This window comes from Streptomyces sp. NPDC048291, from assembly GCF_043201715.1.
GTDB lineage: Bacteria > Actinomycetota > Actinomycetes > Streptomycetales > Streptomycetaceae > Streptomyces.
Genome location: NZ_JBICZC010000017.1, coordinates 219891 through 234992, shown reverse-complemented (window position 1 = coordinate 234992; position 15102 = coordinate 219891). Strand labels below are relative to the sequence as shown.

The 15102-nt window shown below is 71.6% G+C and carries 13 protein-coding genes; 8 read left to right on the top strand and 5 right to left on the bottom strand.

Annotated elements, in window-relative coordinates:
* Window positions 1-17: 17 nt before the first annotated feature.
* From ACGF5O_RS40400 to ACGF5O_RS40380, 5 genes are all read left to right on the top strand, one after another.
* The gene (locus ACGF5O_RS40400) at window positions 18-1208 is read left to right on the top strand and encodes a sensor histidine kinase (protein WP_393814914.1); all 1191 of its coding nucleotides are present in this window, start codon (window positions 18-20) and stop codon (window positions 1206-1208) included.
* A 157-nt stretch (window positions 1209-1365) separates the two neighbouring features.
* Window positions 1366-2739, top strand: a complete 1374-nt coding sequence (locus ACGF5O_RS40395) for a sensor histidine kinase (RefSeq protein ID WP_393814913.1) — start codon at window positions 1366-1368, stop codon at window positions 2737-2739.
* 311 nt (window positions 2740-3050) lie between these two features.
* Window positions 3051-3758, top strand: coding sequence for a LuxR C-terminal-related transcriptional regulator (locus ACGF5O_RS40390; protein ID WP_393814912.1), 708 nt, complete (start codon window positions 3051-3053; stop codon window positions 3756-3758).
* Between the two features lie 202 nt (window positions 3759-3960).
* Window positions 3961-5889 carry a 2-oxoacid:acceptor oxidoreductase subunit alpha gene (locus ACGF5O_RS40385; RefSeq protein WP_393814911.1) on the top strand — a complete coding sequence of 643 codons (1929 nt, stop codon included), beginning with the start codon at window positions 3961-3963 and terminating at the stop codon, window positions 5887-5889.
* Window positions 5882-6952: a 2-oxoacid:ferredoxin oxidoreductase subunit beta gene (locus tag ACGF5O_RS40380; protein ID WP_393814910.1), complete on the top strand. Its 1071-nt coding sequence runs from the start codon at window positions 5882-5884 to the stop codon at window positions 6950-6952. The genes ACGF5O_RS40385 and ACGF5O_RS40380 overlap by 8 nt, the downstream gene beginning before the upstream one ends.
* Before the next feature lie 74 nt (window positions 6953-7026).
* Here the strand turns inward: ACGF5O_RS40380 and ACGF5O_RS40375 are convergent, their stop codons facing one another.
* Entirely contained in the window at window positions 7027-7365 is a 339-nt protein-coding gene (locus ACGF5O_RS40375; protein WP_362591193.1) for a helix-turn-helix domain-containing protein, read from the bottom strand.
* A gap of 242 nt (window positions 7366-7607) precedes the next feature.
* Here ACGF5O_RS40375 and ACGF5O_RS40370 point away from each other — a divergent pair, with 242 nt between their 5' ends.
* From ACGF5O_RS40370 to ACGF5O_RS40360, 3 genes are all read left to right on the top strand, one after another.
* Window positions 7608-8459, top strand: a complete 852-nt coding sequence (locus ACGF5O_RS40370; protein WP_393814909.1) for an SDR family oxidoreductase — start codon at window positions 7608-7610, stop codon at window positions 8457-8459.
* Between the two features lie 121 nt (window positions 8460-8580).
* The gene (gene rarD / locus ACGF5O_RS40365) at window positions 8581-9546 is read left to right on the top strand and encodes an EamA family transporter RarD (RefSeq protein WP_393814908.1); all 966 of its coding nucleotides are present in this window, start codon (window positions 8581-8583) and stop codon (window positions 9544-9546) included.
* A 31-nt stretch (window positions 9547-9577) separates the two neighbouring features.
* Window positions 9578-10042 (top strand): VOC family protein, encoded by a 465-nt coding sequence (locus ACGF5O_RS40360; RefSeq protein ID WP_393814907.1) that lies wholly within the window; start codon window positions 9578-9580, stop codon window positions 10040-10042.
* A gap of 6 nt (window positions 10043-10048) precedes the next feature.
* Here ACGF5O_RS40360 and ACGF5O_RS40355 read toward each other — a convergent pair whose 3' ends face one another.
* The 4 genes from ACGF5O_RS40355 to ACGF5O_RS40340 all read right to left on the bottom strand — a co-directional run bounded on the left by ACGF5O_RS40355 (window position 10049) and on the right by ACGF5O_RS40340 (window position 14988).
* Window positions 10049-11323, bottom strand: a complete 1275-nt coding sequence (locus ACGF5O_RS40355) for a tetratricopeptide repeat protein (protein WP_393814906.1) — start codon at window positions 11321-11323, stop codon at window positions 10049-10051.
* Window positions 11324-11669: 346 nt separating this feature from the next.
* On the bottom strand, window positions 11670-12566 hold the full coding sequence (locus tag ACGF5O_RS40350; RefSeq protein WP_393814905.1) for an ABC transporter permease: 897 nt from the start codon (window positions 12564-12566) through the stop codon (window positions 11670-11672).
* Window positions 12553-13653: an ATP-binding cassette domain-containing protein gene (locus tag ACGF5O_RS40345; RefSeq protein ID WP_393814904.1), complete on the bottom strand. Its 1101-nt coding sequence runs from the start codon at window positions 13651-13653 to the stop codon at window positions 12553-12555. The genes ACGF5O_RS40350 and ACGF5O_RS40345 overlap by 14 nt, the downstream gene beginning before the upstream one ends.
* Window positions 13654-13713: 60 nt before the next feature.
* Complete coding sequence (locus ACGF5O_RS40340) at window positions 13714-14988, bottom strand: outer membrane lipoprotein carrier protein LolA (protein ID WP_393814903.1); 1275 nt, start codon at window positions 14986-14988, stop codon at window positions 13714-13716.
* Window positions 14989-15102: the final 114 nt, after the last annotated feature.

Here is a 15102-nt window from a genome sequence, read left to right as displayed (position 1 = left end):
GCGGCACGCTGGCCCGTATGACCGCACCAGCACCCAGATCCCTCAGCAGCGCCGACGACGGAGAGGACCGTGAGCGGCTGCCGCCCGTGCGCTTCGCCTTCGACGGTCACACGTGGAGGGAGATCGCCCATCTCCTGCTGAACCTGCCGATGTCGCTGTTCGGCTTCGTCTACGTCGTCACGACGGTGTGGGTGAGCGGTGTCCTGACGCTGACGGTGATCGGCATACCCCTGCTCGCCGCGACCCTGGTGGGCGCCCGGCAGCTGGGGAAGCTGGAGCGGGCACGCGCGCGTGCGCTGCTGGGGGTGCGGGTGGAGGAGCCGACCCCGCTGCCGTGGTCCGGTCGCGGTGCGGGCACCGGGCGGCTGTGGATGGCGTTGAAGGACCCGGTGGGCTGGCGGACGCTGCTGTACGACTTCATCCGGCTGCCCTGGGGCGTCCTCACCTTCTGCATCACGCTGGTCTCGCTGTTCGTGCTGTGGCCGGTGCTGCCGTTCGTCGCGCGCGGGCTGGCGAACGTGGACCGGGCGATGGTGCGCGGCCTGCTGTCGCCCTCCGACGAGCTGGAGCGCCGTATCGCCGAACTGGAGTCGGACCGCGGAGTGGTCGTCGACACGGCCGCCGCCGACCTGCGGCGCATCGAACGGGATCTGCACGACGGGGCGCAGGCCCGGCTGGTCAACCTGGCGATGGGGCTCGGCCTGGCGAAGGAGAAGCTGCTGGAGGATCCCGACGCGGCCGCCACGATGGTCGAGGAGGCGCACGGTGAGGTGAAGCTGGCGCTGCAGGAGCTCAGGGATCTCGCCCGCGGCATCCATCCGGCGGTGCTGACCGACCGGGGGCTGGACGCGGCGCTGTCCTCGGTGGCCTCGCGCTGCACGGTGCCGGTCCAGGTGACCGCCGACCTGCCGGCCAGGCCGGCGCCGGCGATCGAGGGCATCGCCTACTTCACCGTCTCCGAGCTGCTGCAGAACATCAGCAAGCACAGCGGGGCGCGTACCGCCTCGGTGGACGTGTGGCGGGCCGACGACCGGCTGCTGATCCAGGTACGGGACGACGGGCGCGGCGGGGCGAGCCTGGACGGCGGCTCGGGGATGCGGGGGCTCGCGGACCGGCTGGGCGCGGTCGACGGCCTGTTCGTCGTCGACTCGCCGGCCGGCGGTCCCACGACGGTCACCGCCGAGCTGCCCTGGCGCGACCGGTCGTAGGCCTGCGCGGGGTAGCGCGGGAGTGGCGCGGGGGGGGTGGGGAAAACCCCCCTTCCAAGACGCCGACGGACTCCATGGTTCCGCGACCTGCGACAGAGCAGGGTGGAGATACGGCAGGACAGGGCTGATCAGGCTGGGAGAGGACGGGACGGCGCCGATGGCCACGGAGTACGGGCACGAGTACGGACACGGCTACAGGAACGGGCAGGACCAGGGACACGGCTACGGCTACGAGCCGTACGGCGGGCGTCGGCACCGGCTGCCGGCGGTGCTGCGGGCGCCGTTCGAGGCGCGCAGCCGGCGTGAGTTCGGCTATGTCCTGCTCGGTCTGCCGGTCGGCGTCACGCTGTTCGTGTGGGCCGTGACGATGGTGTCCCTCGGCGTCGGTCTGGTGGTGACCTTCATCGGGATCCCGCTGCTGGCGGTGGCCCTCGCCGGGTGCCGCGGCTTCGGGACACTGGAACGGGCACGCGCGCGTGGGCTGCTGAAGCTGGAGGTGGCCGATCCGGAGCCGCTGCGGATGCGCAAGCCGGGGTTCTTCGCCTGGGTCGGGGCGGTGCTGAAGAGCGGCACGTCCTGGCGTCATCTGCTCTACGCGGTCCTGCAGTTCCCCTGGTCGGTGTTCTCCTTCGTCGTCGCCTTCAACTTCTGGACGTACGGCTGGGCGCTGCTGACGTATCCGCTGTGGTTCTGGGTGTTCCCGGTGTGGGTCGGGCAGGGCGGGATCCAGCTGTACGGCGACGCGCACCACCACGTCTACCTCGACAACCCGTTCGAGATCACCGTGACCGCGCTGGTCGGACTGTTGTTCACCCTGGCCACGCCGTGGATCGTCCGGGCGCTGACGCTGGTGGACCGGGTGATGGTGACCGGGCTGCTGGGGCCGTCGAAGCTGGCTTCGCGGGTGGTGGAGCTGGAGTCGGACCGGGGGGTCGTGGTGGACACGGCCGCCGCCGACCTGCGGCGGATCGAGCGGGATCTGCACGACGGGGCGCAGGCACGGCTGGTGGCGCTGGCCATGGATCTGGGGCTGGCGAAGGAGAAGCTGCGGGAGGATCCGCAGGTCGCGGCGCGGATGGTGGACGAGGCGCACGGTGAGGTGAAGACCGCGCTGCAGGAGCTCAGGGACCTGGCCCGCGGGATCCATCCGGCGGTGCTGACCGACCGGGGGCTGGACGCGGCACTGTCCTCGGTGGCCTCGCGGTGCACGGTGCCGGTGCGGGTGGAGGTCGATCTGGTGGAGCGGCCGGCGGCGGCGATCGAGGGGATCGCGTACTTCACGGTGTCCGAGCTGCTGCAGAACGTCAGCAAGCATGCGCGGGCGAGGGGGGCGGAGGTGGATGTGTGGCGGAGTGAGGACCGGTTGATGCTGCAGGTCGTGGACGACGGGGTGGGGGGTGCGGACACGGCGAGCGGGTCGGGGCTGGCGGGGCTGGCCGAGCGGCTGGACGCGGTGGACGGGATCCTGGTGGTGGACTCGCCGGTGGGCGGGCCCACGCGGGTGACGGCGGAGCTGCCCTGGCGTGGCTGAGGGCGGGTTCTCCGCCCCCGCCGCCCCTACCCGTCCCGTCCCTCCAGGGGGTGGGCCCCCTTCGACCGCCCGTTCCGGGGGCTGCCGCCCCCGGACCCCCGCATCGGCCTCCGGCCTCGTCCTCAAACGCCGGACGGGCTGACACATGGCGCCGAGCGGCCTTCGCTTCGCCCCCAAACGCCAGACAGGCCGAAAGGGGTGCGGACCGGTCTTCGTCCGCGCCTCGCGGCCTGTTTTGGTTTGCGTCCTGTCGTTACCCGCGGGCACTCCGATCCGAATGCTGGAATGCTGGACTTTCCGACAGGGCAGGCATGTACGCCGGACGGGCTGTGGGGGGCCGGGAGATCGTGGAGGACAGGGTGCGGGTGGTCATCGCCGAGGATTCCGTGCTGCTCAGAGAGGGGCTGACCCGGCTGTTGACGGACCGGGGGCATGACGTCGTCGCGGGCGTCGGGGACGCGGAGGCGCTGGTCAAGACCATCGCCGACCTGGACGCGCAGGACGCGCTGCCGGACGTGGTCGTCGCCGATGTGCGGATGCCGCCGACACACACCGACGAGGGCGTACGGGCCGCCGTACGGCTGCGGAAGGCACACCCCGGGCTCGGGGTGCTGGTGCTGTCGCAGTACGTGGAGGAGCGGTACGCCACCGAACTGCTGGCCGGTTCCAGCCGCGGCGTGGGCTATCTGCTGAAGGACCGGGTCGCCGAGGTCCGGGAGTTCGTGGACGCCGTGGTGCGGGTCGCCGAGGGCGGTACGGCGCTCGATCCGGAGGTCGTCGCCCAGTTGCTCGGGCGGAGCCGGAAGCAGGACGTCCTCGCCGGCCTCACCCCGCGGGAGCGGGAGGTGCTGGGGCTGATGGCCGAGGGCCGGACGAACTCGGCGATCGCCCGGCAGCTGGTCGTGAGCGACGGGGCCGTCGAGAAGCACGTCAGCAACATCTTCCTCAAGCTGGGGCTCTCCCAGAGCGACGGTGACCACCGGCGTGTTCTGGCCGTTCTGACGTATCTGAACTCCTGACGGGCCGACGGCACCGTGTCGGTACCGGAAGGCGGCCAGGGGGAGGGAAAATCATGACAAGTCAGGGCGACAGGTCGTCTCAGAACTCCGTCCAGCATGCGAGCGGGCACGGGAAGGCGACCCTAACCGACGTAGGGTTGATTGCGGGATGGTCGGTGGGACGGCCACCCCCGGACAGCCGCCTCGAAGGAGGTCCAGTTCAGTGACCAGCCAGGTCAGCAGGACAACGGAACAGGCCGACGGAACCGTCGTTGGAGAGCAGCGCAAGCCGGGCGGTGTGAAGGCCGTCCGGCGCCTCGATCGGGTGATCATCCGGTTCGCGGGGGACTCGGGTGACGGTATGCAGCTCACCGGTGACCGGTTCACGTCGGAGACCGCGTCCTTCGGCAATGATCTGTCGACCCTGCCGAACTTCCCCGCCGAGATCCGGGCCCCCGCAGGCACTCTGCCGGGGGTTTCGTCTTTTCAGCTGCATTTCGCCGACCACGACATCCTCACCCCGGGGGACGCGCCGAACGTGCTGGTCGCGATGAACCCGGCGGCGCTGAAGGCGAACATCGGGGATCTGCCGCGCGGCGCGGAGATCATCGTCAACACGGACGAGTTCACCAAACGGGCGATGCAGAAGGTCGGCTACGACACCTCGCCCCTGGAGGACGGTTCGCTCGACGGCTACAGCCTCCATCCGGTGCCGCTGACCACGCTGACCGTGGAGGCACTGAAGGAGTTCGACCTCAGCCGCAAGGAGGCCGAGCGCAGCAAGAACATGTTCGCGCTCGGCCTCCTGTCGTGGATGTACCACCGGCCGACCGAGGGCACGGAGAGGTTCCTCCAGCAGAAGTTCGCCCGCAGCCCCGAGGTCATGAAGGCCAACCTGGCGGCGTTCCGCGCGGGCTGGAACTTCGGCGAGACGACCGAGGACTTCGCCGTCTCCTACGAGATCGCCCCGGCGACGACGGCGTTCCCGGTCGGTACGTACCGGAACATCTCCGGGAACCTGGCGCTGGCCTACGGCCTGGTCACCGCGTCCCGGCAGGCGGAGCTGCCGCTGTTCCTCGGGTCGTACCCGATCACCCCGGCCTCCGACATCCTGCACGAGCTGTCCAAGCACAAGAACTTCGGTGTGCGGACCTTCCAGGCGGAGGACGAGATCGCCGGCATCGGCGCGGCCCTGGGGGCGGCGTTCGGCGGCTCGCTGGCCGTGACGACGACCTCCGGTCCCGGTGTCGCCCTGAAGGCGGAGACGGTCGGGCTGGCGGTCTCGCTGGAGCTGCCGCTGCTGGTCGTCGACATCCAGCGGGGCGGGCCGTCCACGGGGCTGCCGACCAAGACGGAGCAGGCGGACCTGTTGCAGGCGATGTTCGGACGCAACGGCGAGGCACCGGTCCCGGTGATCGCCCCGCGGACACCGGCCGACTGCTTCGACGCGGCGCTGGAGGCGGCCCGGATCGCGCTGACGTACCGGACGCCGGTGATGCTGCTCTCCGACGGCTACCTGGCCAACGGCAGCGAGCCCTGGCGGATCCCGGAGCTGGAGGAGCTCCCGGATCTGCGGGTGCAGTTCGCGAGCGGCCCCAACCACACCCTGGACGACGGCACCGAGGTCTTCTGGCCGTACAAACGGGACCCGCAGACCCTGGCCCGGCCGTGGGCCGTCCCGGGCACGCCCGGCCTGGAGCACCGCATCGGCGGCATCGAGAAGCAGGACGGCACGGGCAACATCTCCTACGACCCCGCCAACCACGACTTCATGGTCCGCACCCGGCAGGCCAAGATCGACGGCATCGACGTCCCCGACATCGAGGTGGACGACCCGGACGGGGCGCTCACCCTGGTGCTCGGCTGGGGATCGACGTACGGGCCGATCACGGCGGCGGTACGGCGGCTGCGCGCGGCCGGCGAGCCGATCGCGCAGGCGCACCTGCGGCACCTCAACCCGTTCCCGAGGAATCTCGGCGCGGTGCTGAAGGGGTACGACAGGGTGGTGATCCCCGAGATGAACCTCGGTCAGCTCGCCACCCTCATCCGGGCGAAGTACCTGGTGGACGCGCATTCGTACAACCAGGTCAACGGCATGCCGTTCAAGGCCGAGCAGCTCGCCACGGCGCTCAAGGAGGCCATCGATGACTGATGCGATCGACGCCACCGACCAGTTGCTCCAGCTCGTGCCGAAGGCCGAGGCCAAGCAGTCCATGAAGGACTTCAAGTCGGACCAGGAGGTGCGCTGGTGCCCGGGCTGCGGTGACTACGCGATCCTCGCGGCCGTACAGGGGTTCATGCCGGAGCTGGGGCTGGCGAAGGAGAACATCGTCTTCGTCTCGGGCATCGGCTGCTCGTCGCGTTTCCCGTACTACATGAACACGTACGGCATGCACTCCATCCACGGCCGTGCCCCCGCCATCGCGACCGGGCTGGCGACCAGCAGGCGTGACCTGTCGGTGTGGGTGGTGACCGGTGACGGTGACGCGCTGTCCATCGGCGGCAACCACCTGATCCACGCGCTGCGCCGCAACGTCAACCTGAAGATCCTCCTCTTCAACAACCGCATCTACGGGTTGACGAAGGGGCAGTACTCACCGACCTCCGAGGTCGGCAAGGTCACCAAGTCGACGCCGATGGGCTCGCTGGACGCCCCGTTCAACCCGGTGTCGCTGGCGATCGGCGCGGAGGCGTCCTTCGTCGCCCGCACCATCGACTCCGACCGCAAGCACCTGACCGAGGTGCTGCGCGCGGCCGCCGCCCACCCGGGTACGGCCCTGATCGAGATCTACCAGAACTGCAACATCTTCAACGACGGCGCCTTCGACGCGCTCAAGGACAAGCAGTCGGCCGAGGAGGCGGTGATCCGCCTGGAGCACGGCAAGCCCATCCGCTTCGGCGCGGACAACGCGCGCGGTGTCGTGCGCGACCGGCTCACCGGCGACCTGAAGGTGGTCGACGTGACCGCGGACAACGAGTCCGAGGTCCTCGTCCACGACGCCCACTCCCCCTCACCCACCACGGCCTTCGCGCTGTCCCGGCTGGCCGACCCGGACACCCTGCACCACACGCCCCTCGGCGTCTTCCGCTCGGTGGAACGGCCCGTCTACGACGTGCAGATGTCCGAGCAGCTGGACACCGCGACCGAGCAGCGCGGCAAGGGCGACCTCGCGGCGCTGCTGGCCGGCGGGGACACCTGGACCGTCGTCGGCTGACCCCACGGAGTCAGGAGTGTGGGCGGGGCCCGGACGACGCGCGTCCGGGCCCCGTCCGCGTCCCCAGGGGCCCCTCAGGCGCGCTTGGCGTCGTCGTACGCCTCCCTGGCCCGCTCCACGTCCGCCATGCGCCGCTCGGTCCACAGGGCCAGGTCCCGTACCTGCCGGGCGGCCTCGCGGCCGAGGTCGGTGAGGGAGTAGTCGACGCGCGGCGGGATGACGGGCTTGGCGTCGCGGTGGACGAGGCCGTCGCGTTCCAGGGTCTGCAGGGTCTGGGTGAGCATCTTCTCGCTGACCCGGCCGATCGCGCGGCGCAGCTCGCTGAAGCGGTGCGGGCGGTCGAGGAGCCGGATGAGGACCAGGACGCCCCAGCGGCTGGTGACGTGCTCCAGGACCAGACGGTACGGGCACATCTCCTCGCCGACGACGTACGTCTCGGCCCTCGGCGCTGCTTCGACTTCGGTCTTGGCTTCGGTTCTTGCTTCGGTCTTGGCTTCGGTTCTTGCTTCGGTTCCGGCTGCGGTTCCGGCTGCGGTTCCGGCTGCGGAGACGCTTACTGGCATGCCAGTACCTTACTTCAAAGTGGGTACTTTCTTTTGGTTAGCGCTCGCCCTAGGGTTAGCGACACCGGAACCCCACAAGGAGATCGCACACCATGAGCATCGTTGTCACCGGAGCCACCGGACACCTCGGCCGTCACGTCGTGACGCAGCTGCTGGACAAGGTCCCGGCCGAGCAGATCACCGCCGTCGTGCGCGACGAGGCCAAGGCCGCCGACTTCGCCGCCGCGGGCGTGACGATCGCCGTCGCGGACTACAACACCCCCGAGACCTTCGACGGTCTCTTCGCCGCCGGCGACAAGGTGCTGCTGATCTCCGGCAACGAGTTCGACAAGGGCCGCCCGGCGCAGCACAAGGTCGTCATCGACGCCGCCAAGGCGGCCGGCGTCGCCCTGCTGGCGTACACCAGCGCCCCGGGCAGCCTGCACGCCTCGCTGGTGGACGACCACCGGGCCACCGAGGAGGTGCTGCTCGCCTCCGGCCTGCCGTACACCCTGCTGCGCAACGGCTGGTACCACGAGAACTACACCGAGAACCTCGCCCCCGTCCTCGCGCACGACGCCGTCGTCACGGCCGCAGGCGAGGGCCGGGTCTCCTCGGCCTCCCGCGCCGACTACGCGGCCGCCGCGGTGGCCGTGCTCACCGGCGAGGGCCACGAGAACCAGACGTACGAGCTCGGCGGCGACGTCGCCTGGAGCTTCGCCGAGTACGCGGCCGAGCTGTCGAAGCAGACCGGCAAGGAGATCGCCTACAACTCCGTGCCCGCCGAGGCGATGCAGTCCATCCTGACGGGCGCCGGCGTGCCCGAGATGTTCGCCACGATCCTGGTCGACGTCGACGCGTCGATCGCCAAGGGCGAGCTGGTCGTCGACTCGGGCGACCTCTCCCGCCTGGCCGGCCGCCCGACCTCCCCGCTCTCCGAGGCGATCACCGCCGCGCTCAAGTAGGCGCACGGAAACCCGTCACCCCGGCCTGTCATGACCGTATGCCGATACGGCCATGACAGGCCGGGGTACTCGGCGCTACCTTCGTCCCGGCGTACTGACGAAACTGGGGTGAGGAGGGCCGGTGGCCGACATATCGAAGGGTGAGCGACGGACAGGGCTGGTGAACGGCTTCGCGGCCTACGGGATGTGGGGGCTGGTCCCCCTGTTCTGGCCGCTGCTGAAGCCCGCCGGGTCGATGGAGATCCTGGCCCACCGGATGGTGTGGTCCCTCGTCTTCGTCGCCGTCGCACTCGTCTTCGTACGGCGCTGGGCCTGGGCCGGCGAGCTGCTGAGGCAGCCGCGCCGGCTGGCCCTGGTGACGGTCGCCGCCGCCGTGATCACCGTCAACTGGGGCGTCTACATCTGGGCCGTGAACGCCGGGCACGTGGTCGAGGCGTCCCTCGGCTACTTCATCAACCCCCTGGTGACCATCGCCATGGGCGTGCTGCTGCTGAAGGAACGGCTGCGGCCCGCGCAGTGGGCGGCGGTGGGCGTCGGATTCGCCGCCGTCGTCGTACTGGCCGTCGGTTACGGGCAGCCGCCGTGGATCTCCCTCGTCCTCGCCTTCTCCTTCGCCACCTACGGACTCGTCAAGAAGAAGGTCAACCTCGGCGGCGTCGAGTCACTCGCGGCAGAGACCGCGATCCAGTTCCTGCCGGCGCTCGGCTATCTGCTGTGGCTGGTCGGCCACGGCGAGTCGAGCTTCGTGAACGACGGCGCCGGGCACGCCGCCCTGCTGGCCTCCACCGGCATCGTCACCGCCGTCCCGCTGGTCTGCTTCGGCGCGGCCGCGATCCGCGTCCCGCTCTCCACCCTCGGCCTGTTGCAGTACCTTGCGCCGGTCTTCCAGTTCCTGCTCGGCATCCTCTACTTCCACGAGGCGATGCCCGCCGAGCGCTGGGCCGGCTTCGTCCTGGTCTGGCTCGCCCTCGCCCTGCTCACCTGGGACGCGCTGCGCACCGCCCACCGGACCGCGCGGGCGCTCGCGGCGGCGCCTCTACCACGGCCGGCCACCCCGGTCGCGGAGACTCCCGCAAGTCAGGTGTGACTGTCGGAGCCGTCGGCTATAAGTGGGCGGCATGACGCAGACGCCCGCACCCCTGCACTGGAAGCTCGTCGTCGACGCCCGTGACCCGCACGCGCAGGCCGACTTCTGGGCCGCCGCGCTGCACTACGTGGCCGAGGACAACAGCGCGTTCGTGGCACGGCTGCTGGAGCTGGGCGCGCTGCCGGGCGCGGCCACCCTGGAGTACCAGGGCCGTGCCGCCTTCCGCGACCTGATCGCCGTACGGCACCCGGACGACCCGTACGACGAGGAGCGCGGGACGGGGCTGGGGCGGCGGCTGCTGTTCCAGCGGGTGCCGGAGACGAAGTCCGGCAAGAACAGGCTCCACATCGACCTGCACGCCGGGGAGGGCAGGCGGGCGGACGAGGTGGCGCGCCTGGAGGCGCTGGGCGCGGCCGTGGTACGGCACGTCTCCGAGCCCTCCGGGGCGTGGACCGTGATGGCCGACCCGGAGGGCAACGAGTTCTGCGTGCAGTGACGACGCTCAGGCGTTCCCGGCCGCGCGGCGGGCACGTTCGGTGAGGCGGGCCATCCGGGCGCGGGCCGACTCCAGCTCCTCGGCGTCGGCGGCGGCCGGGCCGTCCTCGGCGGTGAGCTGCGCCCACAGGTCGATCAGCTCGCGGCCCAGGCGCAGCCCGTGCTCGGGGTCGCGCACGGCGCGCCAGGCGGTCGCCGCGCTCCGCACGTTCCCGTACGCCGCCTCGCCGTCCCCTGCGTGCCGGCGCTGCCGGGCCAGGTCGAGGGAGAGGTGGAAGGCCCGCACCGGGTCGCCCGCCAGGTAGGAGATGTACGCGGTCAGCTCGCCCAGGTGCAGCACCTCGGTGTGGTTGTCGCCGAGGACCGCGGCGGCCTTGGCGACGGTGCGCTCCGCGAGCTCGGCCGCCGCATCGATACGGCCCGTCCGGACGGCCTCGTTGATCCGCGCCACCGGCTCGGTGAGCAGCGCGGCCCCCTCCGCCGTCAGCGTCACGGGCTCGTCCCCGAGCACCTCCTCGGCGACCGCGTCGAAGCCGCGGGCGGGAGTGGGAGTGGAGCGAGGGTCCGGGTCGGGACCGGGGTCGGGATACGGGTCGCGGTCGGCCGCCGGTGCTTCGGGGGCGGTGGTGACGGCCGTCCCGGAGGCCGGAGCGGGGGCAAGGGCAAGGGGGCTCATCACGGGCGGCGGGCCGAAGACGCCGGTGGGGGGCCGCACGGTGCCCGGCGCGGGCGGCAGGGGCGGGACGACGGACGGCGGGGCGGGCGGGGCCGACAGGGCGGGCAGGGCCGACAGAGCCGGCAAGGAGGGCGGTGCCGACGGGGCGGCGGGCGGTTGCGGCACCGCCTGCAACGCCTGCTGCGACTGCTGCGACCGCTGCGACCGCTGCGGGAACGTCGGGGCCGCGGCCCGCGCGGGTTCCTTCGGGGCTGATGCGGTCGGTGCCGTCGGTGCCGTCGGTGCGGGTTGCTCCTTCGGTTCGGCGACCTGTTGGGCCAGTCGTACCGGGTCGCCGGTGAAGCTGCTGGAGCCGTCCAGGTTCACCTGGAGGGGGACGACGTAGCCGATGCGGGTGTCATGGACCGTGGCGAGGACCGGGCGGCCGGTGGCGCGGGCGAGGCGCTGGAGGTGGTTGAGGACCGCCTGCTGGGGTTCCTCACCCGGGCCCGTGAACAGCGGTACGCCGTCCACGGACGCGGTCGCGCCCGCCACCCGGACGTCGACCGGTGCCAGCCGCCCCTCCTGCTGGACTTCCCGCTTCTCCTCGCGGCTGAGTCGGGACATCGGCCCTCATTCCCCCGGCGTCACCATCCGGTCGTACCCAGGTCGTACTCGTGCGTACGATCCAGTGTCTCCGCTCGGCACGACTCGCGCGTCACCGCGACGTCACAGCCTCGCACCAGGAAGGAGCGGACCGTGCGGGCCCCGCTAGGGCCTGTCTGACCATTCCCGTCCGCCTCGCGACGCCATGCACGCTCCCCCAGCCTTCGGCCGGGGGGACCCCCACTCGCCGCACCGGGCGCACACCCGAGTACGTCCGGTACGAGGGCCTACGCCCGGCACGCCGAGAGCACGCACCCGACGCCGCGAGCCCGCCCTCCGGGCGACGACGGGAATGGTCAGACAGGCCCTAGGCGGTGATGTCCCTCGTGGTGAACCGCGCCCAGGCCGCCGATCCGAACACCGCCGTGTACAGGGCCTGCAACTCCAGGTTCTTGACCAGGTCGTCCCAGTAGACGGGGTCGCGCATCAGGTCGGCGAAGGACAGCCAGTAGTGGGAGAAGAAGTACGGCTGCAGCGCGTGCAGCTGGGGTATCTGGTCAAGGATCTGGACCGTGATGAGCAGGCCCACGGTCGTCGCCATCGCCGCGATGCCGCTGTTGGTCAGGGTGGACACGAACAGGCCGAGGGCGGCGACGCCGGCCAGGGACGCGGCGACGACCAGGGCGATCAGCAGGGCGCGGCCGAGGCCGTCGGCGAAGGAGATCCGGGTACCGGAGATCGTGGTCAGGTCGCCGAGCGGGAAGAGGAGCGCGCCGACGGCGAGCGCGGAGGCCGCCACCACCAGGGTCGCGACCAGGCAGAAGGCCATCGTCGTCGCGTACTTGACGAGCAGCAGGCGGGTGCGGCCCGCCGGCGCGACCAGCAGATAGCGCAGGGTGCCGGCGTCGGCCTCGCCCGCGACCGCGTCCCCGGCGACCACCCCGACGGCCATCGGCAGGAAGAACGGGAGGGTCGCGGCGAGCGCCGTGAACACCAGGAACAGTCCGTTGTTGGTGACCTGGGCGATGAACGCCGGGCCGTCGCCGCCGCCCCGGCCGGCCTCCCCGCCGCCCCGCGTCTCGATCCTGACGGCGATCCCGACGAGGATCGGCACCGCCGCCAGTACGCCGAGCAGGGCGAGGGTGCGCCAGCGGCGGAACGTGGTGACGAGTTCGCTGCGCAGCAGGCCGAGGCTCCACAGCGGGTTCGGCCGTACGGCCGCTGTGTCCGCCGGCTCCACGACGGTCAGGTCAGCCCGCGACATCGAAGCCCTCCCCGGTCAGTGCCACGAACGCGTCCTCCAGCGAGGCCCGTTCCACGGTGAAGCCACGGACCCGGACGCCGGCCGTGACGAGCGCCGCGTTCACCTCGGCGAGGTCGCGCTCGGGCGGCTCGCCGGTCACCCGGTCCTCGGCGACGACGACGTCCGCGACGCCCTGTTCCTTGAGCACCCGGGCCGCTTCCCCGGGGTCCGGGGTGGTCACCACGAGCCGGCCGCGGGCCCCGGCCGCCAGGTCGGCCACCGCGCCCTGGGCGATCAGCCGTCCCTGTGCCATGACGGCCGCGTGCGTGCAGACCTGCTCGATCTCGTCGAGGAGGTGGGAGGAGAGGAACACGGTGGTGCCGTCCCCGGCCAGTTCCCGGACCAGGGTGCGGATCTCCCGCATGCCCTGCGGGTCGAGGCCGTTGGTCGGCTCGTCCAGGACCAGCAGCCTGCGGGGCTGGAGCAGCGCGGCGGCGAGGCCCAGGCGCTGCTTCATGCCGAGGGAGTAGGCCTTCGCCTTCTTCGCCGCGGCGGCCCCGAGGCCCACCCGGTCCAGCGCGGCCTCGACGCGGGCGCGCCGGGTGCGCGGGTCGGCGGCGGGGTCGGCGGCGTCGTACCGCAGCAGGTTGTCGCGGCCGGAGAGGAAGCCGTACAGCGCCGGGCCCTCGATGAGGGCGCCGACGTGCGGCAGTACGGCGCGGGAGGCGCGCGGCATCGGGTGGCCGAGGATGCGGGCGGTGCCCGAGGTGGGTGCGATCAGGCCCATCAGCATGCGGATGGTGGTGGTCTTGCCGGAGCCGTTCGGGCCGAGGAAGCCGAAGACGCTGCCCGCGGGGACGGTCAGGTCGAGACCGTCCACGGCGAGCTGTCCGCCGCGGTAGCGCTTGGTGAGGCCGCGGGTGTCGATGACACCCGCGGCCACCGGCGCGCCCTCCGCCGGGTCACCCGGGCCTCCGAGGTGCCCGGAGACCGCGGAGCCCGCGGAGTCACCGGGGTCCTCGGAGCCCCCGGGGTCCTCGGAGCCCCCGGGGTCCCCCGGGTCCCCGAAGTCCTCCGGCTCCCGCTCCGCGGCGGACGGTCGGTCCATCGGCTCCCTCGATTCGTCGTGCGGCGGAGGGTACTGACCGCACCCGCGCCGCCCTCTCTGCTACCCCGCGTCGGCGGCCTTCACCAGCGCGGCCTTGTCCACGGCGCCGACGTACACCTTCCCGTCGTCCGTGATCAGGGCGTTGATCAGCCGGGTGGAGAAGACGGTGCCCTTGCCGAACTTGCCGGAGACGGGGTCGCCGAGCGAGCCGAGGAAGCCGCTCAGGTCGCCGCTGCCGGAGGCGGAGCCCGAGGCGGAGCCGGTGGGCACGCCGCCCTTGCTGCCGCTGTCCAGGACGGCTATGGAGTTCCAGCCCTTGCCGAGGACGTCGAAGCCGGACTTGTCGAGGCCCTCGGCGGAGCCGTGGCCGGGCACCTCGGAGGCCTTGCCGCCCCGGTCCTGTCCGTCGGCCTTGCCGCCCTCGGCACCCTTGCCGGTCTCGTCGCCCTCGGTGACCTTGGCGCCCTTGGGCGGGGTGAAGTCGAAGGTCGAGGCGGCCGGCTTCGCGAAGCTGACCTGGGTGTAGCCGGCGTCGACGACGGCCGCGCCGCCACTCGACGGGGTGAGCGTGAACTTCAGCGGCGTACCGGTCTTGGCGTCCACCGCGATGCTGATCGCGCCGACCGTCGTACCGGACTGCTTGGGCTTGATGACGAGCCGGTAGGCGTCCCGGCCGGCCACCTGGGCGGTGCCGTCGACCGTGACCGACGTGGTGTCGTCGACCGACTTGAGGACCTCGTCGGCGAAGTCCTTGGGCGTGGCCGGGGTCTCGTGCCGCTCGGCCTTGCCGGAGTCGGCGACGGTGGAGTGGTAGACCTCGTCGGACTTGCTGTCGTAGCCCCACACGTCGGTGCCGTTGTGGATGAGGCTGTACTCGGCGCCGCTCTCCAGCACCGACACCTTCTGCTTCTCGGGGCCGTCGGCGGCCACCCGCAGGGTGTGCGTGCCGGAGGCCAGCTCGGTGAGCTTGCTGGTCGGGTCGGCGGACGAGCCGTCGCCGCTGCCCTGCGTCGCCCCGGACAGCAGGCCGCTCTCCAGACCGCCGAGGTCGGGCAGGCCGAGGTCGGTGCTGATCTTCACGGTGCCGGACAGCTGCTGCACGTCCGACTTGGCGATCTTGTCGATGAGTTCCTGCGCGGTGATCTTCGGCAGGTTGGGGTCGCCCGAGCTGGCGAGCGCCGGGACCAGGCCGATGGTGGCCGCGGCCACGCCCACCACCGCGACCGGAACGACGTACCGTGCGGTCTTGCGCCGCCGCTCGGCGCGCAACTCGGCGCGCAGCTCGTCCTCGGCCTGCGCGGCCCCCGTGCTGTCGTCGGATTCGTACGGTGCCATGTGTGCCTTACCTCCGTCGTCGGCGGCGGCCGTCCTCGCACGTGTCCCACCCTGAGCCGCCATTCTCACCCGAATCGGTGAGCGGTGGTGATTTCCGTGGTTTCCATCTCACCA

Coding starts and splice junctions, on each gene's coding strand:
- ACGF5O_RS40400 (WP_393814914.1), top strand. CDS start 18: ATGACCGCACCAGCACCCAGATCCCTCAGCAGCGCCGACGACGGAGAG.
- ACGF5O_RS40395 (WP_393814913.1), top strand. CDS start 1,366: ATGGCCACGGAGTACGGGCACGAGTACGGACACGGCTACAGGAACGGG.
- ACGF5O_RS40390 (WP_393814912.1), top strand. CDS start 3,051: ATGTACGCCGGACGGGCTGTGGGGGGCCGGGAGATCGTGGAGGACAGG.
- ACGF5O_RS40380 (WP_393814910.1), top strand. CDS start 5,882: ATGACTGATGCGATCGACGCCACCGACCAGTTGCTCCAGCTCGTGCCG.
- ACGF5O_RS40375 (WP_362591193.1), bottom strand. CDS start 7,365: ATGTGCCCGTACCGTCTGGTCCTGGAGCACGTCACCAGCCGCTGGGGC.
- ACGF5O_RS40370 (WP_393814909.1), top strand. CDS start 7,608: ATGAGCATCGTTGTCACCGGAGCCACCGGACACCTCGGCCGTCACGTC.
- ACGF5O_RS40360 (WP_393814907.1), top strand. CDS start 9,578: ATGACGCAGACGCCCGCACCCCTGCACTGGAAGCTCGTCGTCGACGCC.
- ACGF5O_RS40355 (WP_393814906.1), bottom strand. CDS start 11,323: ATGTCCCGACTCAGCCGCGAGGAGAAGCGGGAAGTCCAGCAGGAGGGG.
- ACGF5O_RS40350 (WP_393814905.1), bottom strand. CDS start 12,566: ATGTCGCGGGCTGACCTGACCGTCGTGGAGCCGGCGGACACAGCGGCC.
- ACGF5O_RS40345 (WP_393814904.1), bottom strand. CDS start 13,653: ATGGACCGACCGTCCGCCGCGGAGCGGGAGCCGGAGGACTTCGGGGAC.
- ACGF5O_RS40340 (WP_393814903.1), bottom strand. CDS start 14,988: ATGGCACCGTACGAATCCGACGACAGCACGGGGGCCGCGCAGGCCGAG.